A 23,191-nucleotide genomic window follows, 5' to 3' on the forward strand; every position below is an offset into this window, starting at 1 on the left:
AAAGGAAAGGTGAAGTGGATCAATGAAGGCGCAACGTTTAAAAGGACAAACGGCTGTTATAACAGGGGCGTCCAGCGGTATTGGCCGGCATATGGCCCGTGAATGTGCGGCAGATGGGGCTAATGTGATCCTCATTGCCCGCTCGACAGATAAATTGGAGCGTTTAAAGAAGGAAATCTTAATGCAATTTTCTGTTAAGGTAGAGGTACATACGCTTGACATTGGCAATTTTCCCGCTGTGAAGGATTGCTTTGAAACCATTAAACTTGATCATCCTGTGATTGACATTTTGATTAATAATGCCGGTTTTGGCATCTTTGATTGGTTTGCAGAATCGAAAGTAGAGGATATTGAAGAGATGTTTCGTGTTAATGTGCTTGGGTTAATGACGGTAACTCGTATGCTCTTGCCTAAGATGCTTCAACAAGGAAAAGGCCATATTATCAATATAGCTTCTATAGCGGGAAAATTGGCAACGCCCAAATCATCCGTCTACTCCGCAACTAAGCATGCCGTCCTAGGGTTTACCAATGGCCTGCGGATGGAACTTGCTGGAACAGGGGTTCGAGTTACAGCGGTTAATCCAGGTCCTATCGAAACGAACTTTTTTAAAGTAGCTGATAAAGATGGCCATTATGTGAGCAAAGTCAAGCGATGGATGCTCGACCCGGAACTAGTGGCGAAGCGAGTGGTGGCAACGATCGGAACGTCGAAGCGAGAGATAAATCTGCCTTGGTCAATGGGGGCAGGGGTTAAGCTGTATCACTTAATGCCAGGATTCTTTGAACGCTTTATCGGCCCGTTTATCAATCAAAAATAATGACAACAGGAAAAAGGGTGGCAAGCATGCAGACACAGAACTTAACGGTCCATCAATGCACAATGGCAGACTATGAAACGGTTAAAGCGCTTTTGTATGAAACGGCCAGGTGGTTAAAAGAAAAAGAAATGAACCAATGGCAAGACATCACAACAGGAGCTCGCGACCTCAAGATTAAAGCAGGAATTGAAGCCGGTGAAACCTTTCTTTTTTATAAGGAGGGGTGCTTAGCTGGAACAATTGTTCTTCAAGAGAAACCGGGTGAATGGGACCTTGATTTATGGAAGGAAAAATTGGAGGATGAGACTAGTTCCTTATTTATCCACCGGATTGCGACGGACCGCCATTTTGGTGGACAAGGGATAGGCGCTGCCATGCTTGAGTGGGCTGCTGAATACGGACGGAAGCACCCAACGTTTAAGTGGCTCAGGCTCGACTGTGTCGGTCATAATGTTCGATTAAATGATTTTTATAAAAGCTGCGGCTTCACCTATGTTGGTTTATCAGACAATGGCTTCAGCCTATACGAAAAGCCGCTTATATGATCGGCAAATAAGCGATCGATTATGAAGGGAGCTTGCGGGATAGCCTGGTCTATGGCTTTTTCCAAGAGGGGCAGCTGCATCGCTTTTGACTGCCCCAAACGTTTGCTTCCAAGCCAGTGAGTGGACCCGAGTGAGAAAACGATTTGATCTCATTTTCTATGGCTCTTCTTCATAATAGTAGTAACGGAGACGACTATTATACAAGGAGTGAGTAGGTTGGCAAAGAAAGTGCTTATTGTGACGGGGGATGCTGTTGAAGCTTTAGAAGTCTATTATCCTTATTATCGTCTGCTTGAAGCAGGGGTAGAAGCGGTCATCGCCTCACCGACAAAGAAAAAATTACAAACGGTCATCCATGATTTTGTTGGGTGGGATACCTACACGGAGAGCAAAGGATATATGCTCGAATCCCATACCTCTTTTGCGGAAGTTGATCCCACCGACTACGATGGGCTGATCATTCCGGGAGGACGCGCTCCTGAGTACATTCGCCTAGATTCGAATCTGCAAAACATTGTCGCTCATTTTTTTGAGGCAGAGAAGCCCGTTGGAGCCATTTGTCATGCTGTTCTAGTTCTCGCTGCTTTAAAAAATAAGGCTTATTTTGAAGGAACAACCATGACGGCTTATACAGCCTGCCGTCCGGATGTTGAAGGACTGGGAGCTACTTATGCTGAAGACACCCTGCATGTGGAAGCCAATCTCGTTTCTGGTCATGCGTGGCCCGATCTTCCCGGTTTTATGAGAGAATTTCTCAAGCTGCTGGAGAGTTCGAAGTGAGAGCAGGGTTACTTCACCCACATCTTGAAACAGGCTGATTTTCAGTACGCGTCCATTTTTTGGGCAAGATTAACTAGTTAATCTAAGTTCAATATTGTTCACAAAATCTCTTTTATCACATATTGCCATAAAATTGGGGCTTATCGCACAAAAAGGCGAAAAGCCTTATTTTTATTGAACTTTTTAATAAAAATAGGTGCCTGTTTGGAATGTGACCCCTTGCAATCTGAATAAATAAGAGTTAAAATGTGAACAAATAGTGAATAGAATGTGACGAAAAGTTGAAAACTAATTCTTGTAATCTTGACAAATAAAGCCAGAGGTGATTTTCATGATGAGGGTAATCAATTACTTAAGTAGTGTAGAAGCGGGTCTCGGTATTTTGATGGCCATTGTTCTTCCTCATACGATTGGTTATGTATTCGGCGGCGGTCTCATCCTCGGTGCTGTATTTACCTTCTTTATCGGTTTGGGGCTCAACATGATGGCTACCTTTAATGATCGCCAAAAAGGCCATGACACAACCGCACAAATTCAACAGCCCGTTGAAAGCATTAACAAAGGAATCTGAAAACGAAGCCAGCGATCCACCCACATGGACCGTTGGTTTTTTTGTGGCTTAAGAAATGAGAGGCTAGCGGCATGCCCACCATTTTGGCTTGCGCAGCGCCCAATTTCGTGTGAAAGTGCAGTTTGCCCACCATTTTCGCTCCGCACTTGCCTCAATTTAGTGTATTGGAGCCTCCATCCCACGCTTGGGGCCCGCTCACGCAACACCTCGATTTGGTGTGTGGAGGCTCCGAACGCACATAAAGGGCTCCTGAAATCAGGAGCCCTTTTAATAAATGGTTTCACAAGGAGGGGATTGGGGGTGCTAATTTTATAGGATAAACCGTGCAAGGTTGTTGTGTTCTTGCTCAGGATCTGAAGCATCTTGGTCCTGCCGGTGGATGTTTCAACGTGTTTGGCTGATTAGGGTGAACCCGAGGCGTGCCCCCAAAGGATTATGCCTCGGGCAGCGGGTTAGTAAGTTTGACACCGTAGAAAAAGCCCTGTCCTCTTTTCATTCTATTAGAGTGTGGCTGGCCAAGTCTAAGACACTTTGATTGTTCGGCCAAAAGGGACTTTGGGAACATAGGTGTCCGGGACAAGCCAGACTACTTGATAGCCGACTTCTAAGTTCTCATAAAAGTAGCCGGTAACGTCCGTGATATAAAAGAGGACATCGATTTGCTCTTTTTCCGCCCACTCGAGCACATCTGTATAGGACGATTTCCCGTGTGTATACCACTTGAGCGTCGCTTCGTTAATAGGGGAGACGTCTCTTAATTTATAATCGGCCTGGACGAGGAGGGTGTCCGGCTTCACTTCCTTAAATAACTGGATGATATTTTGAATAAGCGAGGTTTTCGTTTCGTTCGTTGACGTATCAATGGCAAGCGCCACTTTTTTCTCTTGATTTTCCTTGATTTTGGTTAAAACTGCATGATGCCACTTCATCGGATGTCCCCTCTCCTGTTGGATGAAAAGCGCCTTGTTAGTATATAACCAGCAAAGTAAACTATTCAGAATAAAGCTTGGAATAACGGGGAGCCATCAGGATGGTCCTTGACTTTTTACGGTTGAAGTGACAGCTCTAAAATAGAGTGAAGCTCAATCCATTTAGGTTCGCCATCTTCTGTCATAAATTTCAATTGCTTTTGTCTAGAATTTAAAGCCAAAATGCGTCCATACCAGACCTCGTTCTGATAGGGGTTAAAAAGGGTTAAGGCAATATTGGACTGAGTATCAAAGGCTTGCAGCAGAGCCCGGTCCAATTGTTCCCGTTCTTGTTCATCTAAAACGGGAAGGCTATTTTTTCTCAAGTCACGGCGGTGCTCTAAAAATTGTTCCCTGTGTTCGGGGAGCATCATTCGGCTGGACTCCCACATTAGATTAGATCCGGGTGTCAGTTTGTTTCGTTTCATCCTCATTTCTCTCCTAAATCCTAATCTTTTGGCTTTCTCCTAAAATCTAATGGTTCTATTTATAATGTCCGCCAATTTTTTTGGAGCGTTCAAAGGCCTGACCCGCTGCAAGCAGAGAGGCTGCGCGGACTAAAGTGGCACTGCCGTATTTGGCGTTGATTATATCCATGGCCTTTCCCAGCTTTTCTTTTTTTATAGGGGAGTCAAACAGCCGGAGTTGGTATTGATCGGCCGGCTGGAGGTCGGACAGCGTCACACCTAAGCTTCGAACGGGCAGACCGTCCCAATGACGTTTAAAAAGATCAAGTGCCGGTTTGTAAATATCGGTCCCAAAGTTGGTTGGAAAGGGCAGTTTCATTTGCCGATAAAAGCCTGTTGGATGATCGAAGTCAATGCCTCTTACGCCAACAGAAAGGGTGTACCCCTGGTAATTTTTTGCTCGGCAGCGACGGGCGACCTCTTCAGACAGTTCAAGTAAGACAACATGAATCTCTTCAAGTGTTTTATAGTCTCGGGGCAGGGTCATATGATGGCCAATTGCTTTTTGGGTATCATGAGTTTGGACGGTTACTCGTGAATGATCAATACCGTTCGCGGTCAGCCAAAGGACCTCTCCATTAATCCCCCAACGCTTTTTTAGCCGCTCCAATGGGAATTCCGCCAAATGACCAATCGTCCGTATCCCCATTCGCCGGAGATGCTCGGTCATCCGCGAACCCACCCCAAACATTTTATGAATCGGCAGCCTCCATAAGGTTTCCTTTAAATTCGTTTGATCTAATTGAAAAATACCCGTTGCATTTTTCTTAGCAAAGTTATCGCATGCCATTTTAGCCAAAATTTTGTTAGGTCCGATTCCCACCCGGCTATAGACATGCGTCTCCTTCAAAATGGCGTTTTGAATTTTGTGAGCGATTTCCCGTGGAGGGCCAAAAAGTTTTTGGCTTCCCGTTACGTCTAAAAATTGCTCATCAATGGAATAAGGTTCTACCAAATCTGTGAATCGTTCAAAAATCTTAGTGATTTCGAGTGACATTTCGATATACCGTTGCATGCGCGGTCGAACAATGACGGCTTGAGGGCATTTAGCTTGGGCCTGCCATAAGGCCTCAGCTGTTTTGACCCCGTATTTCTTTGCCAGTGGGCACGCCGCAAGGATGATGCCGCTTCGCCTTTCAGGATCTCCTGATACAATGACGGGTCGGTCGCGAATTTCTGGATGATCGGCCTTTTCAACGGAGGCATAAAAGGACTGCATATCAATAAGAAAAACGATACGCTCTTGCACCCCTACCACCCTTTCTTACGATAAGCGAACGTATGTTTCTTTTTTATTATATGCGAAAATATGTTCGTTATTCAATGGAAAAAGATGTTTATTAGAAAATAGTGGGGGCAACTTCTTCAAGTCGCCATTTTTTTCAGTAGAGGTTGGCCTTTAGAAGGTCATTTTTCATAAAAAGTAAGGTTTATGTTCATCCTTAAAATAGACATCATGTAAAGAATTGGATGATTAAAATGAGTTGGATGAAGACCTTATTAGGCTTAGGCAAGGGCTCTAAAAAACAACAGGATCTGCAATCGGTAGAGAAAAGAACGCCTTATAAGGGAAATCTGGATGAGGCGATTGCGTATATAAAAAAAATACTAAAAGATAATGATGATTTGGAAGATCGTCCGCTTAGGCTCGCGGGAAAACGGGCCAGTATGATTTTTATTCAAACGATCGTTGAGAAACAGCAGTTGATGTACATCATTCAAAAATTGCAAAACTTTCATCAGGCTAATGCGGGCATTCCTTTTACCAGAGAGCTTGTGACGGAACATGTGAATTCGGTCAGCGCCAAGGAATGCGATACGTTGGAAGAGGCTATCACGAATATTCTTGCTGGCCTTACCGTTCTTTTTATTGAGGGTGAAGACAAAATTGTTGTCTTAAACACTATTTCAATTCCGAAGCGGACACCGGAGAAGCCAGACATTGAAACCTCCACACGGGGAACGCAAATCGGATTGGTCGAAAATGGTGAAGATAATATCGCGTTAATCCGAAGCCGGATTAAAGACCCCTCTCTTAAAGTGAAAAAATTTACGGTGGGGAAGCGAAGTTGCACGTCTGTTTATCTTTGTTATATGGATAGTGTTGCTAATCCGGTAGCGGTAGAAACGGCGAAACAGCGGATTCAAGCGATTGATGTGGATATGGTCAACCAATCAAGCGATGTGGAAATGCGGATAAAGGATATGCATTATACACCGTTTCCGTTAACCCGACCGACTTCACGGGTTGATAACATCTCAAAAGAAATTGGCCAAGGTAAGTTTGCTATTGTGGTAGACGGAGATCCGACAGCGGTGCTTGCCCCCGCTACTTTACAGGATTTTTATCAAACGATGGAAGACTATGGCCGAACCTTTTGGGAGGCTTCCTTTATCCGTTGGCTGCGTGTTATTTCATTTATCATTGCGCTTTTGCTTCCAAGTCTGTATGTGGCTTTAACCGAGTACAATCCTGAGTTCTTGCCACTGACGTTAAGCTTGCGCATTGCAGAGTCCCGGGCAGGGGTTCCGTTTCCGGCCGTAATTGAGGTTTTCATGATGGAGCTTATTATTGAAATCCTACGCGAGGCAACGCTCCGAATGCCTAGTCAAATGGGTCAAACCATTGGCATTGTTGGCGGTTTAGTTATCGGTCAAGCCACTGTTGCTGCTGGACTTGTCAGCAATATTCTCATTGTCATTATAGCTTCTACCGCCGTTGCGAGTTTCGTGCCGCCAAGCTACGAAATCGCTCAAACATGGCGTCTATGTAAATATTTTGTTTTTTTATGTACCTGTTTGTTAGGGTTTTACGGGATGCTTCTTTCTAATATTGTCCTTCTCTACCATGTGGCTTCCCTGAAATCTTTCGGGGTCGATTATCTGGCACCGCTTGGAGGACGTTATTTTAAGGATTGGAGCGATACGTTTATCCGCCTGCCGCTTTGGAGATTGACGGGGCGATCTGATAGTAATCATCCGAAGCAAGATAAACGAGCTGATACTTACAAGGATCCCCTTCCTCATCCTGAACTGAATAAGCCAGAGGAGGAGTGGAATGACTAAGCGAAAACTTGTTTTACAATTATGTACTTGTATTTTGTTAGTTCTGGTCTTATCAGGGTGTTGGGATTATCGCCGCTTGGATCAAACAGCAACTGTTATTGGCTTTGCCATTGATCCGGATGATGGTCATTCGTTTCAAATTACTTTTCAAATTCCAAGTATGCCAGGCGTGCTGAGCGGCGGAACATCAGATCCTTCAAGTGAGAGTACCGAACCGCCTACTACAATAAATATTAAGGTCAAAAGTGACACAATGGGGTCGGCCATTGCCAAGGCACAAGAACATTTGGATCGAACCTTATTCTTTGGAAATCTGCAATCGATCGTCTTGAATGAAGAGCTTACATCGGATCAAACGAAAGAAATTTTAACCGAAGTGTTCCGGAACAGTCGAATCCCTAATACGGCTAGTTTATTTATCACACCGGATTCTGCTGAGGGAATCTTGACCTCACCTGAAATAACAGATGAACCCGTTTCGATTTTTTTAAGGAGCCGGGTACGAGATGTTAAAACAAGCGGCTTTGAGCGTCCGATCCCTTTATGGGTCTTTTTCCGAGATGTTTACGGCTACGGCATTTCCGAGGTGCTTCCGCTTGTGAACTTGGATCAGAGCAAGAAGTTAATCTTTAGCGGAATCTCGGTTTTTAATAAATACACTTGGAAAGGTGACCTTATTGAAGATGAGGCGAGAGGATATAGTTGGGGCGTTTCAAAGGTTCAGAAAATGCAAATGGTTGTTCAGGATTCCGATCATCCAACAGGAGTTGAAGTGGTCCGCAATCATGCGCATTTGTCTTATCGGAAAATAAATGGCCGCTATCAGCTTTATATGGTGATCAAGGCGGAAGGGAATATTGTTCAGAATCCAACAGAGGGAGATCAGGTTATTACTCCTCAAGTTCTAAACCGAATACAGGAAGAAACTCAAAAAAGGATTAAGGAAGAAGTGTTTTCTACTTTTAAAAAGGTTCAAGGATGGAAGGTGGACCCTTATGGATTTGGACGCCTAGTAATGCTTCATGATTCACAACTATTTAGAAATGACCAACTGTTTACAAGGTGGGATGATGTCTTTTCGGATAGTGACCTGCATGTGACAGTTAATTTTAAAATCACTGGGAAGGGAGAATTAACCTAATGGACCCAAAAGCAGAAAAATACCCGGTTCAAGCTATGCTGACTCCTTTTCAAGTGATTCAACTGACATGCGGTTCTTTCTTGCCCTTGTTATTTTGGGTATTCCCGAGGATTATGGTTAATGCGAGTCAGTTAGATGCTCAATGGTCAGTGGGGCTGTTGGTGGCGGCAGGCTTTGTGATTGCATGGGTTCAAGGACGTCTTAATCATCGTTTTCCAGAGGATACCGGGATTGACTACCTGGCGATTGTATTTGGAAAGTGGATTGGAAAAGGAATTGGGGTCCTGTATGTCCTAGTTTACATCTTTTTTGTGGCGGTAGGGATTCGGATGTTTGTGTTTTTGGTAGGGGCCCTTTACATGCCGAATACGCCGCCATTTGTGCTCATTATTCTATTTTTGGCTGTTTCGGTATATGGAGCGCGATTAGGAGTTCAAACGCTTGCTCGGATCAGTGCGATTTTTAATCCGCCGGTTACGCTAGGTCTGCTGCTGACCTTTTTAACCGCTTTATTCGAATATACCCCTTTTGGTCTTTTTCACCATATTGATAACTGGTTTAATGTCTTTAATGGCGCGTATGAAACGATGCCGATGCTGTTTGGGTTTAATTTTTTTCAAATGCTGAGTCCCTATTATAAAAAAACGAAACGATCCTTTTGGTACCCGGTGATTTCAATGGTTATGAACGGCTTGCTTATTATGGTGGGACTCCTCACCATTGTAACGATGTTAGGTTGGGAACTGGTCCAGCGCATTCAGTGGAGTTTCCCATTTCTTTTCAGGGAGATCTATCTTGAAGGATTTATTATTGAGCGGGTGGGGGTCAGTATGATCATCATTTCCGTCGTGTTTAATGTCGTATTTACCTCTAATCATCTGTGGGGATTGGCCACGAGCTGGGCGCGGTTATTTAATCTGCCTCGCGATCACTTTCGTTTATTTGTATTGCCAACAGCGGTGATCATCGGACTCATCGCCTGGGCTTTTAATTTGGAGCGGACGATGGAAGAGGTTGTAACGGTTTATTTAGCGCCGGTTTCTTGGGTCACGTTATTAGGCATTCCAATTTGCACGCTCATGCTCGCGGTGATTCGAAAGAAAGGACAACCAGGCCCGCCAAAAGAGAGCCAACAAGCCGCTGACAAAAATAAGAACGGACAAACGGTTTCGAGCTAAAAACGCTAACCTTGGGAGCTATGAAATGAAGTGATGAGTCCCGAAAATCTAAATTAGAACGTATTTAAGGTTTATAGACATGCTATAATGAGGAAATGAACGCAGGATGCAGAAAGGACTTTGTTTATGAGTTTTCAAGCGGGGCAGCAGCTCAAGCTTCAAGTGAAGCGGGAAGCACCGTTCGGTTATTTTTTGAGCGATGGTAAAGAGGAAGTACTATTACATAAAAATGAGCTGACGGAGGATGTTTCTCTCGAACAGATGATCGATGTGTTTCTTTATTCCGATCATCAGGGCAGGCTTGCAGCAACCATGGCAACACCGATTATTACAGTAGGGACGTATGACTGGGTTAAAGTGGTTGATGTACACCATAAATATGGAGTGTTTGTCTCAATCGGTATCGCGAAAGATCTGTTAGTATCACGTGATGATCTGCCTTATTCTTATGAAGAATGGCCGAAGCCCGGAGATACGCTCTACTGTACATTAAAAGTTGATAAGAAAGGACGTTTATTTGCCGAGATGGCTACCTTTGAAGTCATTGAGGATCTCTCAAAGCGAGCCACAGAAGCCGATTTTAACAAGGATATTGAAGGAACCATCTATAAACTTGTAGAAGAAGGCGCACATATTTATACAGATGAAGGGTTTATCGGATTTAATCATGAATCGGAACGTCGAGGAGTATTGCGCTTAGGGGAAAGAGTGAGCGGCCGGATTATTGCTGTTAAAGAGGATGGCCGCGTTAATCTCTCTCTGCTCAAGCGGTCTCACGAAGCATTGGATGAGGATGCTGAAGCGATTCTTTCTTACCTGGAGGGAAGAGGCGGCGGGATGCCTTATTGGGATAAGACCCCTGCGGATTTAATCGAAGCCCGCTTTAACCTGAGCAAATCTGCTTTCAAACGCGCACTCGGTCGATTGATGAAACAAGGCAAAGTTTATCAAGAAGAAGGCTGGACCTATACGATGGACAAAAAGGATAAACAATAAAAGGAGGGGAAACCCTTCTTTTTTTGTTGGCTCTTTTTTCAAAGATGGTTGCTATTTGATAAAAAATAGGTGGAAGTAGGCGAGACCCCGCAGGCGTATTTTGCCAAGGCTCAAGGATTGCCCGCGGAAAGCGAGCTTATTGGAGCCTAAAAAAACAACAAAGTTTACTAAAACAGCCTTTTTGTTTTAGTAAGGTAGCTAACCTATCCCTTTTAGGAGTCGGTTGATAACAGCTTATTTTGATTTAATAAGGCGGTAATGTCTTGATAACAATCTAATTTAATGGCTTGCATGTCTTGATCATCCGTTGTTCGAACATCGAATAGAAAGGAAAGGGTGATGTTGGTCCCTCCTGAAGTGTCGAACTGGCAGCGAAGGCTTTCGGGGTAAATCGTGTTCTTAAGTGCTAATTTAGTTTTAGTAAGCTGGATACATTTATATAACGTTTCTAAGGAAGGCTTCCCGCCAAGAGAAAAATCGAGTTGAACCAACTGCCGGTCGCGTTTGGACCAATTGATTAAATCTGAGTCTGCCATCCGATTGTTGGGGATGGTTACGACCCCGTGCTCGCGGGTGCGAATGGTGGTAAAGCGCAGAGAGATCGCCTCCACAGTGCCGCTTGTTTGGTCAATCTGAATCGAATCCCCGATATCAAAGACTTTATTAACTAACAGCATAAAGGCACTAAATGAGTTTTTAATAATATCTTGAAAACTGATGGAGACAATCACTCCAATAACACCCATTCCTGTGAGAAGGTTCTGTGCACTAAAGCCCCATACATAAGAGAAGACAACCAAAACAATCGAAAAAATAACTAGGCGTGCCCCTCTTCGAATAATGGGAACGGCGATTTTGTGAAAGGAATGATTAAATTCTTCGCTATAGAGGATGATCCATTCTTTTGTATTCGTGGTTTGGCGCCAAATGCTCCATACAATAAGCAGAATTAAGACGGTTTGCAATAAGTGGAGAAGAAAAGGGGAATGGATTTGGATAAAGTGTCCATGATAGAGCAGCAAAAGAAAACTGGAGAGAATTAAAATCCATTGCAAGGGGAGCTTGAGGTTACGGAAGAATAACCTAGCGTATTTTTTATACGGTGCCTTAACCATTAAAAGGAAAGTGTTGAGATGCGAAACTTTTAATAAAATACCCATTAAGAGAAGAACACTGGCACCTGTTACTCCCCAATATGGCCAGTGAAGCAGCTGTCCCCAGGCTGACCACAATTTCATTGGACACCCACCTCCTTTTTATAACTTATATTATGATGAGGATTTTAAGGAGTGCCAGCTGACAACGGCGGTAGGGAAAAACGTGAAAAGGATAGACAGTTAGAAAACCAGCACGATGAAGGACCTAGAAGGCGCTTACGATGAAGCTTCAAGCAAGAGGTCCTTAAGACTTATCAGCGGCTTCAAGTTGCACATAACGTGTTTTTTCTAAGCTGCAAAATAATAAGTGTGACAAAGAAGAGGTAAGAAGAATGAAGTGAAGGTAATTGGTAGACATTATTAAATGGAGGTGAGTGCTAGTGGATCGTAAACAAAAAAGCCCTTATGTAAAAGAAAACAACGCTAAAGGAAATCGAACGAATGAAGAAAATCAACCTGGCTATGGAGATAAAAAAGTAGAAGGTCCTAACCGTCCTTCTACTTAAACGAGAACCCATAAAAAAAAGCGCCCAGGGCGCTTTTTTTTATGGGTTCCTTTAGATTAGAGGTTATTCTCTAGAAATTCACGAACTTCTTCGGGTGTTTTAGCATTAGCGCTATGGAGGTGGGCTAATTTCTCGCCTTTTTCAAAAATAAGGAGGCTAGGAATTCCCATCACCTGATACTTGTCAGCGATTTCTGGGAATTGATCGCGGTTAATTTCATACCAGCCAACCGAACTGAAATCCTCCATAATCTCACCAATGAACATATTTAGTCGTTTGCAGTCTGGACACCAATCTGCTTCAAATTTAACGATAACTTTATCACCGTTAATAAGCTCTTCAAAAGTTTCTTTTTTATCAATTACTTGCATAGTCTCCCTACTTTCTAAAATAAATGAGAATCCTATATCTATTATTGCTTATTATCATAACAAACTAGTCGGTTGAACAAAATAAACTTGCTCAATGCTTAATGAAAGAGAGAGGTAGGCAGGATGTTCAATGGCTCGCCTCAAAACAAGGCAAAAAATTAGGGAAAAAGTAGATGGGTGTTTCTATGCTCGGCCTACCTAAAACAATTAAGGGAAGAAGCTATCATGTCCTTTCTCAAGATCCTTAAAAGATTTAATAGGAAAGCATCAGAGATTTAGGCTTAAAAATCGACCTGAACAAATACTTCAACATGAAGGAGTATAAGATCTCCGACTCCAAGATTCCATCCATGGAATAAGGGCTACTGACCGCCCAACAAATAGCGTTGAGATGGCCAAGGCAATGCCTCGATTTCAAAAGTGCAACTCATTTGTCGCATGGGTTGAACGTCCTGAACAAAACGAAAAGTGGAGGTGGGGCGAAAATAAGTATTCAAAAAGTGCCATAATCAAAGTCGCTGCAAGTGCCAGTCGAAAGAAAGACGGTTATTTGATTGCTAATGGGCAATCCATGAGCCAACCTACTACTTGAAATGCCATCGTGATTTGTCTTCTCTGAATGGCTTCATGCTGGCTTATCCCAAGGAAGCCCAGCCTCGGAGCTTTTGCTTAGAGACGCAGAGAGACTTTAACTCGAAGATTCCCCGTGCAATCACCTCTATTGAAATACCTTCATGGTGCCTTGCCTAAAATCTCACCCTCGCCTTTAGTCCAGCGTAATACTGGAAAACAAGCTGCTTTCAATTGAGCAAATAGCTATAAAGGGAAGAGAAAGGTACAAAGAACTAGAATTCAGAGTCAACAGATTATTAATATAAAGAAGGAAGAGCATTAGAGTGCTAAGATTACCATGTAACTTCATCCAGCCATTTTGCTTATGCGATTAACTATTAAAGGAACGGAAAAGTTCTAATAAAGGTTCCTTACGTCCGGGTGTGCTTATTCAATGAAGCCAGTATAATTAGAAAGAGAAGCTCGAGCTAACAGGTCAAATAAATATTATATGAAATTAAAAGAAATGAATCGAAGTATTTTTGTTGACGAACTGATATAATCTTGATATGATTAATTCCGCTGATTGATTCATTGCTTTTTTTGAAAAAAACTTATTGACTCCGTCAGGCTAGGGTGTTATTATTTAAAAGTCGCGCTAAAGACAAAGACGGGTCACATTAAAAGTATCGGGAAGTAGCTCAGCTTGGTAGAGCACTTGGTTTGGGACCAAGGGGCCGCAGGTTCAAATCCTGTCTTCCCGACCATGTTTGTGGGGCTTTAGCTCAGCTGGGAGAGCGCCTGCTTTGCACGCAGGAGGTCAGCGGTTCGATCCCGCTAAGCTCCACCAAATTTCTTGTTGACTCTACAAAGTGTTCTGTGGTATAGTTATTGAACCGCCAATGAGATGTTGGTCTAGAGTTAATTAATTCGCACATTGAAAACTAAACAAAAACCAAAAGCGCCAGTCAAAGTCATACTTTGAGTTTAACGCTAGGAATCAAACGAACGTATTTTTTTGAAGGGGGACAGGCCTCTTTTTAGAAGAGATCTGTCCTCGGCAAAAGCCATCAGTGCTTTAACTGCACTTTTTTGAGAGTTTGATCCTGGCTCAGGACGAACGCTGGCGGCGTGCCTAATACATGCAAGTCGAGCGCGTGAAACTTCCAGATCCCTTCGGGGTGATGGTTGTGGATCGAGCGGCGGACGGGTGAGTAACACGTGGGCAACCTGCCTGTAAGACTGGGATAACTTCGGGAAACCGGAGCTAATACCGGATAATCGTTGACACTGCATGGTGTCAATGTAAAAGATGGTCCTGCCATCACTTACAGATGGGCCCGCGGCGCATTAGCTAGTTGGTGGGGTAATAGCCTACCAAGGCGACGATGCGTAGCCGACCTGAGAGGGTGATCGGCCACACTGGGACTGAGACACGGCCCAGACTCCTACGGGAGGCAGCAGTAGGGAATCTTCGGCAATGGACGAAAGTCTGACCGAGCAACGCCGCGTGAGCGATGAAGGTCTTCGGATCGTAAAGCTCTGTTGTCAGAGAAGAACAAGTGATAGAGGAAATGCTATCGCCTTGACGGTATCTGACCAGAAAGCCCCGGCTAACTACGTGCCAGCAGCCGCGGTAATACGTAGGGGGCAAGCGTTGTCCGGAATTATTGGGCGTAAAGCGCGCGCAGGCGGCTTCTTAAGTCTGATGTGAAAGCCCACGGCTCAACCGTGGAGGGTCATTGGAAACTGGGGAGCTTGAGTGCAGAAGAGGAGAGTGGAATTCCACGTGTAGCGGTGAAATGCGTAGAGATGTGGAGGAACACCAGTGGCGAAAGCGGCTCTCTGGTCTGTAACTGACGCTGAGGCGCGAAAGCGTGGGGAGCAAACAGGATTAGATACCCTGGTAGTCCACGCCGTAAACGATGAGTGCTAGGTGTTGGAGGGGCCACCCTTCAGTGCTGACGTTAACACATTAAGCACTCCGCCTGGGGAGTACGGCCGCAAGGCTGAAACTCAAAGGAATTGACGGGGGCCCGCACAAGCAGTGGAGCATGTGGTTTAATTCGAAGCAACGCGAAGAACCTTACCAGGTCTTGACATCCTCTGACCACCCTAGAGATAGGGCTTTCCCCTTCGGGGGACAGAGTGACAGGTGGTGCATGGTTGTCGTCAGCTCGTGTCGTGAGATGTTGGGTTAAGTCCCGCAACGAGCGCAACCCTTGATCTTAGTTGCCAGCATTCAGTTGGGCACTCTAAGGTGACTGCCGGTGACAAACCGGAGGAAGGTGGGGATGACGTCAAATCATCATGCCCCTTATGACCTGGGCTACACACGTGCTACAATGGGTGGTACAAAGGGCAGCGAAACCGCGAGGTCGAGCGAATCCCATAAAGCCACTCTCAGTTCGGATTGCAGGCTGCAACTCGCCTGCATGAAGCCGGAATTGCTAGTAATCGCGGATCAGCATGCCGCGGTGAATACGTTCCCGGGCCTTGTACACACCGCCCGTCACACCACGAGAGTTTGTAACACCCGAAGTCGGTGAGGTAACCGTAAGGAACCAGCCGCCGAAGGTGGGACAGATGATTGGGGTGAAGTCGTAACAAGGTAGCCGTATCGGAAGGTGCGGCTGGATCACCTCCTTTCTAAGGAAACGATTCTTAGCGTTAGGTGCTTTTGGTTATTTGTTTGGTTTTGAGTGTGTGAACACTCGAAATCGTCCCTTGAAAACTGGATAATGAAGTGCAAACAAGACATTAATTGTAACAAGGTTAAGCGAATAAGAGCGCACGGTGGATGCCTTGGCACTAGGAGCCGATGAAGGACGGAACGAACACCGATATGCTTCGGGGAGCTGTAAGTAGGCTTTGATCCGGAGATTTCCGAATGGGGAAACCCACTGTCCTGAACGGGCAGTATCCTTACCTGAATACATAGGGTATGGAAGGCAGACCTGGGGAACTGAAACATCTAAGTACCCAGAGGAAGAGAAAGCAAATGCGATTCCCTTAGTAGTGGCGAGCGAAACGGGAACAGCCCAAACCAAGAGGCTTGCCTCTTGGGGTTGTAGGACACTCATCCCGGAAGGGGAGCTGTAGACGAACCGGTTTGGAAAGGCCGGCCAGAGAAGGTAACAGCCCTGTAGTCGAAACAGCCCCCCAACCTGAGTGGATCCTGAGTACGGCGGGACACGTGAAACCCCGTCGGAATCCGGGAGGACCATCTCCCAAGGCTAAATACTCCCTAGTGACCGATAGTGAACCAGTACCGTGAGGGAAAGGTGAAAAGCACCCCGGAAGGGGAGTGAAAGAGATCCTGAAACCGTGTGCTTACAAGTAGTCGAAGTTCTATATGAATGACGGCGTACCTTTTGTAGAATGGACCGGCGAGTTACGATCTTAAGCAAGGTTAAGTTGAAGAGACGGAGCCAGAGCGAAAGCGAGTCTGAATAGGGCGATAGTTTAAGGTTGTAGACCCGAAACCGTGTGATCTACCCATGTCCAGGGTGAAGTTCAGGTAACACTGAATGGAGGCCCGAACCCACGCACGTTGAAAAGTGCGGGGATGAGGTGTGGGTAGGGGTGAAATGCCAATCGAACTCGGAGATAGCTGGTTCTCCCCGAAATAGCTTTAGGGCTAGCCTCGAGGGAAGAGACTTGGAGGTAGAGCACTGATTGAGTGAGGGGCCCCCACAGGGTTACCGAGTTCAGTCAAACTCCGAATGCCAAGGACTCATCCTCGGGAGTCAGACGGCGAGTGATAAGATCCGTCGTCGAGAGGGAAACAGCCCAGACCATCAGCTAAGGTCCCAAAGTATACGTTAAGTGGCAAAGGATGTGGCGTTGCCCAGACAACCAGGATGTTGGCTTAGAAGCAGCCACCATTTAAAGAGTGCGTAATAGCTCACTGGTCGAGTGGCGCTGCGCCGAAAATGTAACGGGGCTAAACGTATCACCGAAGCTATGGATCCCAATGGGATGGTAGGGGAGCGTTCTAAGGGCAGAGAAGGTAAACTGGAAGGTTTGCTGGAGCGCTTAGAAGTGAGAATGCCGGTATGAGTAACGAAAAGAGGGGTGAGAATCCCCTCCGTCGAAAGCCTAAGGGTTCCTGAGGAAGGTTCGTCCGCTCAGGGTTAGTCGGGACCTAAGCCGAGGCCGGAAGGCGTAGGCGATGGACAACAGGTTGATATTCCTGTACCACCAGGAGACGTTTGAGCAATGGGGGGACGCAGGAAGGCAAGGCAAGCGCGCTGTTGGTTATGCGCGTCCAAGCAGTAAGGCTGAAGGTGAGGCAAATCCCGCCTTCATAAGGCTGAGCTGTGATGGGGAGGGAATTTTAGTACCGAAGTGCCCGTGCTTACACTGCCAAGAAAAGCCTCTAGCGAGTCTCAAGGTGCCCGTACCCCAAACCGACACAGGTAGGCGAGGAGAGAATCCTAAGACGCTCGGGAGAACTCTCGTTAAGGAACTCGGCAAAATGACCCCGTAACTTCGGGAGAAGGGGTGCTTGGCGGGGTGAATAGCCCTGCTGAGCCGCAGTGAAAAGATCCAAGCGACTGTTTAGCAAAAACACAGGTCTCTGCTAAACCGAAAGGTGATGTATAGGGGCTGACACCTGCCCGGTGCTGGAAGGTTAAGAGGAGGGGTTATCCTTTTAGGAGAAGCTCTGAATTGAAGCCCCAGTAAACGGCGGCCGTAACTATAACGGTCCTAAGGTAGCGAAATTCCTTGTCGGGTAAGTTCCGACCCGCACGAAAGGTGCAACGACTTGGATACTGTCTCAACGAGAGACCCGGTGAAATTATAGTACCTGTGAAGATGCAGGTTACCCGCGACAGGACGGAAAGACCCCATGGAGCTTTACTGCAGCTTGATATTGGATGTCTGTATCGATTGTATAGGATAGGTAGGAGCCTTTGAAGCCGGACCGCCAGGTTCGGTGGAGGCGTCGGTGGAATACTACCCTTTCGGTATGGACATTCTAACCCGGGACCGTAATCCGGTTCGGAGACAGTGTCAGGTGGGCAGTTTGACTGGGGCGGTCGCCTCCTAAAGAGTAACGGAGGCGCCCAAAGGTTCCCTCAGAATGGTTGGAAATCATTCGCAGAGTGTAAAGGCACAAGGGAGCTTGACTGCGAGACCTACAAGTCGAGCAGGGACGAAAGTCGGGCTTAGTGATCCGGTGGCGCCGCATGGAAGGGCCATCGCTCAACGGATAAAAGCTACCCTGGGGATAACAGGCTTATCTCCCCCAAGAGTCCACATCGACGGGGAGGTTTGGCACCTCGATGTCGGCTCATCGCATCCTGGGGCTGAAGTGGGTCCCAAGGGTTGGGCTGTTCGCCCATTAAAGCGGTACGCGAGCTGGGTTCAGAACGTCGTGAGACAGTTCGGTCCCTATCCGTCGCGGGCGTTGGAAATTTGAGAGGAGCTGTCCTTAGTACGAGAGGACCGGGATGGACACACCGCTGGTGTCCCAGTTGTTCCGCCAGGAGCACCGCTGGGTAGCTATGTGTGGACGGGATAAGTGCTGAAAGCATCTAAGCATGAAGCCCCCCTCAAGATGAGATTTCCCATGACTTTAAGTCAGTAAGATCCCTTAGAGATGATGAGGTAGATAGGTCCGAGGTGGAAGTGCGGCAACGCATGGAGCTGACGGATACTAATCGATCGAGGGCTTAACCTTAAATTAGTGTTTGTTTGACTTCCTATCTAGTTTTGAAGGTACGATCCTTCAATTGAATACTTTGTCCGGTGGTTATGGCGAAGAGGTCACACCCGTTCCCATCCCGAACACGGCCGTTAAGCTCTTCAGCGTCGATGGTAGTTGGGGGCTTCCCCCTGCGAGAGTAGAACGCCGCCGGGCAATCGAAAAAGGAATCGTTTAAATGACGATTCCTTTTTTACATAGGATCATTAATTATTGATAGTGGCCGGGCCCCTGCGCTTAACCTTGGTTTAAAAGATTGAGGTTATGCGCAAATCAACAAGGTGTCAATCGAAGAGGGGACCCACGAAGTATTTCAAGCGAGTAGATTGGCAAGAGTAGAACGCCGCCGGGCAACTGAAAAAAGGAGAATTGCGATTAAGCAGTTCTCCTTTTTTCGTTTGTGTCCGTTACAATTATAAAAACATCAAAAGTCGGCCTGTAATGGACTGTATGTCCGTTAGAACTGAAAGCGGAGCAATATTAGCTGCACATAACCGTGGGACATACTGGTACTCTCTTAGCCTTGCCGTTCATCTATGGAATTTTAATTTTGGACTAGACGAATTAATGAAAATCTCCTAATGTAGAGGTTGTATTCAATGCTCTTTGGTGGGTTACTAGAACGAATGGAAATCCAAGGAATGAAATGCAGCCTTATGCATAAAATCCTAGGATTGGAAAATAGGTTTTGGTGTAACTTCTCGTGTCGGTCGATTGAGATTTCAATAAGCGAGCAGGATAAGAAAGCAAGAGTGAAACATGAGAACGGTTCCAATCGGTGTGAAAATGAAACGCGAGAACCGTTCCCGTGTTTCAAGGAGGGGTATTTCATTGAAGAGGTTTCTTTGGTTGGCGTATGGGATGTATGCTTTAGGTGGGATGACGAGTGTTTTTTTGGGGGCTATGATGCCTGAATTGCTTAGTCATTATGGGGTGACTTATACGTTAGGTGGGCTTTTGGTGCTCCTTCAGGCTATTGGGTTTATTGTTGGGGTTCCGATTACGTCATTATGTATGAAAAGATATCATTATCGTTTTATTTTAACAGGAGGCGCACTTGCTGTAGCGGTGGGGCAGATCGGAATCTTGTTGCTGCCGCCTTTTTATGTGCTTGGGTTTTTGATTATTTTGAGTGGAATTGGAGCGGCTTCTCTGGAGACCTCTGTTGCGTCCTATGTGATGGAGCTATTTGAGGGACGGCGCGCCATTTATATGAGCCGCTTGGAGGTAGCCTTTGGACTTGGGGCACTTCTAATGCCGGCAGTCGTAAGCGGGCTGATTGCCGTACATGGATGGCGCTATTCTTCCGTTTGGTTAGCAGGATTTGCCTTAGTTTTAGCTTATTTGTGGCAACGGGTTTCGATTTCATTAGACTCAGTCCAGGAAGATGACGGGAAGCGGGATGCATACAGTGCAGCTGCCCCTGTTTTTAGTCACCGCTTCGCAAAATATAGCCTGCTCCTGCTTTTTTTGGTCATCATCTTTTTATATGTTGGAATTGAAGGGAGCTTAAATAGTTTTCTTCCAAGCTTGTTTGCGGTTAACCTCAAGGTAAGCCCTGATTATGCGTCTCTAACAACAACGGTCTTTTGGACAGCCATGCTCTGCGGGCGGCTTGCCATTGGGTGGATCGTAAGCAAGGTTAGCTATGAGCGGTATTTGTTGGGCAGCATTTTAATCGCCAGTCTTTTTTTCCTCTTGCTTACCCAAATGCATAGACTTGGACTCTGTTATTTGGTTGTATTTGGTCTTGGATTAGGGATGTCTGCGATATATTCCATTACCATGGTTTACGCCAATCATACCTTTCCGGGAATGGAGCGTTTGGTGACGAGCTCAGTGACGGCCTTTGCCGGGATAGGCGGCGCTGTTTTTCCTTTTATAATCGGCTATGTTATGGATCATCTTTTACCTAATCAGGTCGTATGGGTGATGACAGGATTTAATGGAATCCTTCTAGTGGTCTTCTTGGCCATTTATTTTAGTTTAGCGATTTTAAGAGGAACAAAGAAAGAAGTGGCAGGAGATGCGCCGAATCATTAATTGATCAAAGCGGTTAGCTGGTTGTGTGATTTTCTAATTTTTGGTTTGATAAGGAGAGCCAGACACGGAGCTTCTTCGGGAACCAGAATGGGAGTTTAATGGCTATTTAGCTGAGTACACCCGCCACTCCCAGTTAAGCCATTCTTTAGCCTAATTTCCAATTTTTCAATAGCCAAGAACAATCCTTTGATGATGAGAGACGATTAAACTACAATAGAATATTTAGTATTTTCCATTGTAAACTAAATATATTTGCTATATAATTACAGAAAATTTTATATTTAAATACAATGAAGGAGAAAAGTAGACAGATACTTTTATACAGGGAAGAGGTGCCGATGACTTGAGAGCATCTTTTTAAAAAAGGCTGTTGAAGTTCGCTCCGAAGTATTCCCCTTGAAACCTTCTACTGAAGAAAAGGGGGAACGGCTAATCCGTTATAGTTTTAAAAGTGAAGATTTCGGTAAATGGATTAATCAATTATCGAATAATCTTAGGTTAGAGTGGTACCACGGCTCATTCGACCCTTTATGGGATAAATGAGTCTTTTGATTTGGATAGATCATTAAAAAAGGGGGGAAACGATGTCAGGAAATTCAGTCGAAAGTGTAAGCGAAACTTCTAATAAAAATTTATTGTCGCCGCTTATTGAGTCAAAGGATTTTAGATACCTTTGGTTGGGGCAGCTTCTTTCGTTATTAGGAACATCGATTACAACGGTTATCTTGCCAATTATAGTTTATACGCTTACGGATTCACCTATGGCTATGGGGACTTTAATGGCGGTCAATATGTTACCAAATGTTTTGATTTTGCCTTTCTCAGGGCCTATTGTTGATCAATTTAATCGAGTGAAAATTATGATGATGACAGATAGCATTCGTTTTTTCTTATTATTAATTGTGACATTCTTAGCTTTAACCGATCATCTATCAATGCCCTCACTCTATATCATGATGGCGATCTTTGGACTGATGGACGGGTTATTCCAACCAGCCTATGCAGCAGTTAGAGCGAAGGTGTTCTCTCCTGAGATTCGTACCTCTGCCAATGCCTTAAATCAAATCACGATCCAAGGTATCCGTCTAATTGGACCCTCTATTGGCGGGTTGCTTATTACGGGTTTATCAGCTGCTTTGGGGTTCGGGTTTGATAGCTTAACCTTTCTAATCTCTTTTGCTTCCCTTTACTTTTTAAGAGGGATTACATTTAAAAAACAAGAAATGATCGAGGCTGAGCCCGTTTCTTCATTTAAAAGAAATTTTTTAGAAGGAATAGCTGTACTGAAAGAAAATGGCTGGCTTAAGGTGACCATTCTTGCCTTTTCAATAATCAATATCTCTACAAGCGGGGTATTAGGTGTTTTGGTCCCTTGGTTAATTAACATACATTTATCTTTACCTCCCTATGTGTATGGAATCCTCATTTCTTCATCAGGCATAGGAGCTCTAATAAGTGCAACCATCTATGGTTCAAGAAATAAGTGGAGGCATCGGGCATTTATCGCCTACGGAGGTATCTTTGTTGAAGCCCTTACTTTCCCATTGATGACTTTAACATCATCTGTTTATTTGCTCATTATTTTAATGTTTATTGGCGGATTTAGTATGATGCTATTTGGATTAGTGTGGGAAATAAGTCTTCAGGAACTGGTTCCAGAAGAAAAATTCGGGCGTGTCGTAAGTTTAGATATGCTGGGTTCGTTTGCCCTTCTGCCTCTCGGCTATTTATTAACGGGATGGTTATCGGAAATCATTGGACCTATACAAACGATAATGGGCCTATCAATAACCACTATGGTTATTGTAATGATAGTGTTAATGATTCCTTCCGTAAGAAAATATGATTAAGTTTAGCGATGATGCCACAAATGTATTGGGTAAGAAAACAAGAACATCACGTAAACATCATATACAAATATAATGGGACTCTGCAGCAACTTAATAAATACAAACACCTCGAGTTTTCATTTAATACATCGGCAATACGTGGCAGTCAAACCGTTAACGTCCACTCAAAAATGGATGGACTGAAAAACAGTTTGCGATTTCTACTGGTGGAAATGGTAATAATCTAACAAAAAACAAGGTGCTGACCGTGACTATTATTTTTGGAAAAAATTAAGAAACTACAAAACTTGTTGAGCATAAAAATAGTGTAGTGTATAGGAGCAGGAACCCTGTTTTTAACTTAACAGACGAGCCGTTTTTCGTAAAAAATGTGCCGAAATATTCCTGTAAGCATACTCGTTGACAAGAAGGCTAAATCCTTATAAACTAAAAATCGGTCTATAAAATAAAAAAAGTGTGATAAGTGA

General features: G+C 44.8%; 17 protein-coding genes, 2 tRNA genes, 3 rRNA genes and 1 other annotated feature. Of the genes, 17 read left to right on the top strand and 5 right to left on the bottom strand.

Annotation, left to right across the window (positions count from 1 at the left end):
- Nucleotides 1–22: 22 nt before the first annotated feature.
- The 4 genes from PU629_RS08380 to PU629_RS08395 all read left to right on the top strand — a co-directional run bounded on the left by PU629_RS08380 (nucleotide 23) and on the right by PU629_RS08395 (nucleotide 2,716).
- Nucleotides 23–820: an SDR family NAD(P)-dependent oxidoreductase gene (locus PU629_RS08380; RefSeq protein WP_275283824.1), complete on the top strand. Its 798-nt coding sequence runs from the start codon at nucleotides 23–25 to the stop codon at nucleotides 818–820.
- 26 nt (nucleotides 821–846) lie between these two features.
- Nucleotides 847–1,365, top strand: coding sequence for a GNAT family N-acetyltransferase (locus tag PU629_RS08385; protein WP_275283825.1), 519 nt, complete (start codon nucleotides 847–849; stop codon nucleotides 1,363–1,365).
- A gap of 216 nt (nucleotides 1,366–1,581) precedes the next feature.
- Nucleotides 1,582–2,145: a DJ-1/PfpI family protein gene (locus PU629_RS08390; protein ID WP_275283826.1), complete on the top strand. Its 564-nt coding sequence runs from the start codon at nucleotides 1,582–1,584 to the stop codon at nucleotides 2,143–2,145.
- A 334-nt stretch (nucleotides 2,146–2,479) separates the two neighbouring features.
- The gene (locus tag PU629_RS08395) at nucleotides 2,480–2,716 is read left to right on the top strand and encodes a hypothetical protein (protein WP_275283827.1); all 237 of its coding nucleotides are present in this window, start codon (nucleotides 2,480–2,482) and stop codon (nucleotides 2,714–2,716) included.
- A 521-nt stretch (nucleotides 2,717–3,237) separates the two neighbouring features.
- On the opposite strand, the gene PU629_RS08400 is transcribed toward PU629_RS08395, so the two are convergent.
- From PU629_RS08400 to dinB, 3 genes are all read right to left on the bottom strand, one after another.
- Entirely contained in the window at nucleotides 3,238–3,645 is a 408-nt protein-coding gene (locus PU629_RS08400) for a VWA-like domain-containing protein (protein WP_275283828.1), read from the bottom strand.
- 116 nt (nucleotides 3,646–3,761) lie between these two features.
- Complete coding sequence (locus PU629_RS08405; RefSeq protein WP_275283829.1) at nucleotides 3,762–4,112, bottom strand: YolD-like family protein; 351 nt, start codon at nucleotides 4,110–4,112, stop codon at nucleotides 3,762–3,764.
- Between the two features lie 55 nt (nucleotides 4,113–4,167).
- Entirely contained in the window at nucleotides 4,168–5,400 is a 1,233-nt protein-coding gene (dinB, locus tag PU629_RS08410; RefSeq protein ID WP_275283830.1) for a DNA polymerase IV, read from the bottom strand.
- A 230-nt stretch (nucleotides 5,401–5,630) separates the two neighbouring features.
- On the opposite strand from dinB, the gene PU629_RS08415 reads away from it, so the two are divergent.
- The 4 genes from PU629_RS08415 to PU629_RS08430 all read left to right on the top strand — a co-directional run bounded on the left by PU629_RS08415 (nucleotide 5,631) and on the right by PU629_RS08430 (nucleotide 10,532).
- The gene (locus PU629_RS08415) at nucleotides 5,631–7,217 is read left to right on the top strand and encodes a spore germination protein (RefSeq protein ID WP_275283831.1); all 1,587 of its coding nucleotides are present in this window, start codon (nucleotides 5,631–5,633) and stop codon (nucleotides 7,215–7,217) included.
- Nucleotides 7,210–8,358 carry a Ger(x)C family spore germination protein gene (locus tag PU629_RS08420; protein WP_275283832.1) on the top strand — a complete coding sequence of 383 codons (1,149 nt, stop codon included), beginning with the start codon at nucleotides 7,210–7,212 and terminating at the stop codon, nucleotides 8,356–8,358. The genes PU629_RS08415 and PU629_RS08420 overlap by 8 nt, the downstream gene beginning before the upstream one ends.
- Nucleotides 8,358–9,536: a GerAB/ArcD/ProY family transporter gene (locus tag PU629_RS08425; protein WP_275283833.1), complete on the top strand. Its 1,179-nt coding sequence runs from the start codon at nucleotides 8,358–8,360 to the stop codon at nucleotides 9,534–9,536. The genes PU629_RS08420 and PU629_RS08425 overlap by 1 nt, the downstream gene beginning before the upstream one ends.
- A gap of 126 nt (nucleotides 9,537–9,662) precedes the next feature.
- Nucleotides 9,663–10,532: a CvfB family protein gene (locus PU629_RS08430; RefSeq protein ID WP_275283834.1), complete on the top strand. Its 870-nt coding sequence runs from the start codon at nucleotides 9,663–9,665 to the stop codon at nucleotides 10,530–10,532.
- 212 nt (nucleotides 10,533–10,744) lie between these two features.
- Here PU629_RS08430 and PU629_RS08435 read toward each other — a convergent pair whose 3' ends face one another.
- Nucleotides 10,745–11,770, bottom strand: coding sequence for a mechanosensitive ion channel family protein (locus PU629_RS08435; protein ID WP_275283835.1), 1,026 nt, complete (start codon nucleotides 11,768–11,770; stop codon nucleotides 10,745–10,747).
- A 299-nt stretch (nucleotides 11,771–12,069) separates the two neighbouring features.
- On the opposite strand from PU629_RS08435, the gene PU629_RS08440 reads away from it, so the two are divergent.
- The gene (locus tag PU629_RS08440; protein WP_275283836.1) at nucleotides 12,070–12,195 is read left to right on the top strand and encodes a hypothetical protein; all 126 of its coding nucleotides are present in this window, start codon (nucleotides 12,070–12,072) and stop codon (nucleotides 12,193–12,195) included.
- A 56-nt stretch (nucleotides 12,196–12,251) separates the two neighbouring features.
- Here PU629_RS08440 and PU629_RS08445 read toward each other — a convergent pair whose 3' ends face one another.
- Nucleotides 12,252–12,566, bottom strand: a complete 315-nt coding sequence (locus PU629_RS08445; RefSeq protein ID WP_275283837.1) for a thioredoxin family protein — start codon at nucleotides 12,564–12,566, stop codon at nucleotides 12,252–12,254.
- Nucleotides 12,567–12,969: 403 nt separating this feature from the next.
- On the opposite strand from PU629_RS08445, the gene PU629_RS08450 reads away from it, so the two are divergent.
- The 8 genes from PU629_RS08450 to PU629_RS08485 all read left to right on the top strand — a co-directional run bounded on the left by PU629_RS08450 (nucleotide 12,970) and on the right by PU629_RS08485 (nucleotide 22,724).
- Nucleotides 12,970–13,158 carry a hypothetical protein gene (locus PU629_RS08450; protein WP_275283838.1) on the top strand — a complete coding sequence of 63 codons (189 nt, stop codon included), beginning with the start codon at nucleotides 12,970–12,972 and terminating at the stop codon, nucleotides 13,156–13,158.
- A 650-nt stretch (nucleotides 13,159–13,808) separates the two neighbouring features.
- A tRNA-Pro gene (locus tag PU629_RS08455) sits at nucleotides 13,809–13,885 on the top strand.
- A 7-nt stretch (nucleotides 13,886–13,892) separates the two neighbouring features.
- Nucleotides 13,893–13,968: transfer RNA gene (locus PU629_RS08460), tRNA-Ala, on the top strand.
- 238 nt (nucleotides 13,969–14,206) lie between these two features.
- Nucleotides 14,207–15,767: ribosomal RNA gene (locus PU629_RS08465) — 16S ribosomal RNA — on the top strand.
- Between the two features lie 124 nt (nucleotides 15,768–15,891).
- Nucleotides 15,892–18,807, top strand: a 23S ribosomal RNA gene (locus PU629_RS08470).
- 64 nt (nucleotides 18,808–18,871) lie between these two features.
- Nucleotides 18,872–18,987: ribosomal RNA gene (gene rrf / locus PU629_RS08475) — 5S ribosomal RNA — on the top strand.
- The 16S, 23S and 5S rRNA genes sit together here with 2 tRNA genes alongside, the layout of an rRNA operon.
- A 675-nt stretch (nucleotides 18,988–19,662) precedes the next feature.
- Nucleotides 19,663–20,874 (top strand): MFS transporter, encoded by a 1,212-nt coding sequence (locus tag PU629_RS08480; RefSeq protein ID WP_275283839.1) that lies wholly within the window; start codon nucleotides 19,663–19,665, stop codon nucleotides 20,872–20,874.
- Between the two features lie 281 nt (nucleotides 20,875–21,155).
- Nucleotides 21,156–21,405, top strand: a binding site (T-box leader).
- A 53-nt stretch (nucleotides 21,406–21,458) separates the two neighbouring features.
- Entirely contained in the window at nucleotides 21,459–22,724 is a 1,266-nt protein-coding gene (locus PU629_RS08485; protein WP_275283840.1) for an MFS transporter, read from the top strand.
- Nucleotides 22,725–23,191 lie beyond the last annotated feature (467 nt).

It is taken from the genome of Pullulanibacillus sp. KACC 23026 (genome assembly GCF_029094525.1).
GTDB lineage: Bacteria > Bacillota > Bacilli > Bacillales > Sporolactobacillaceae > KACC-23026.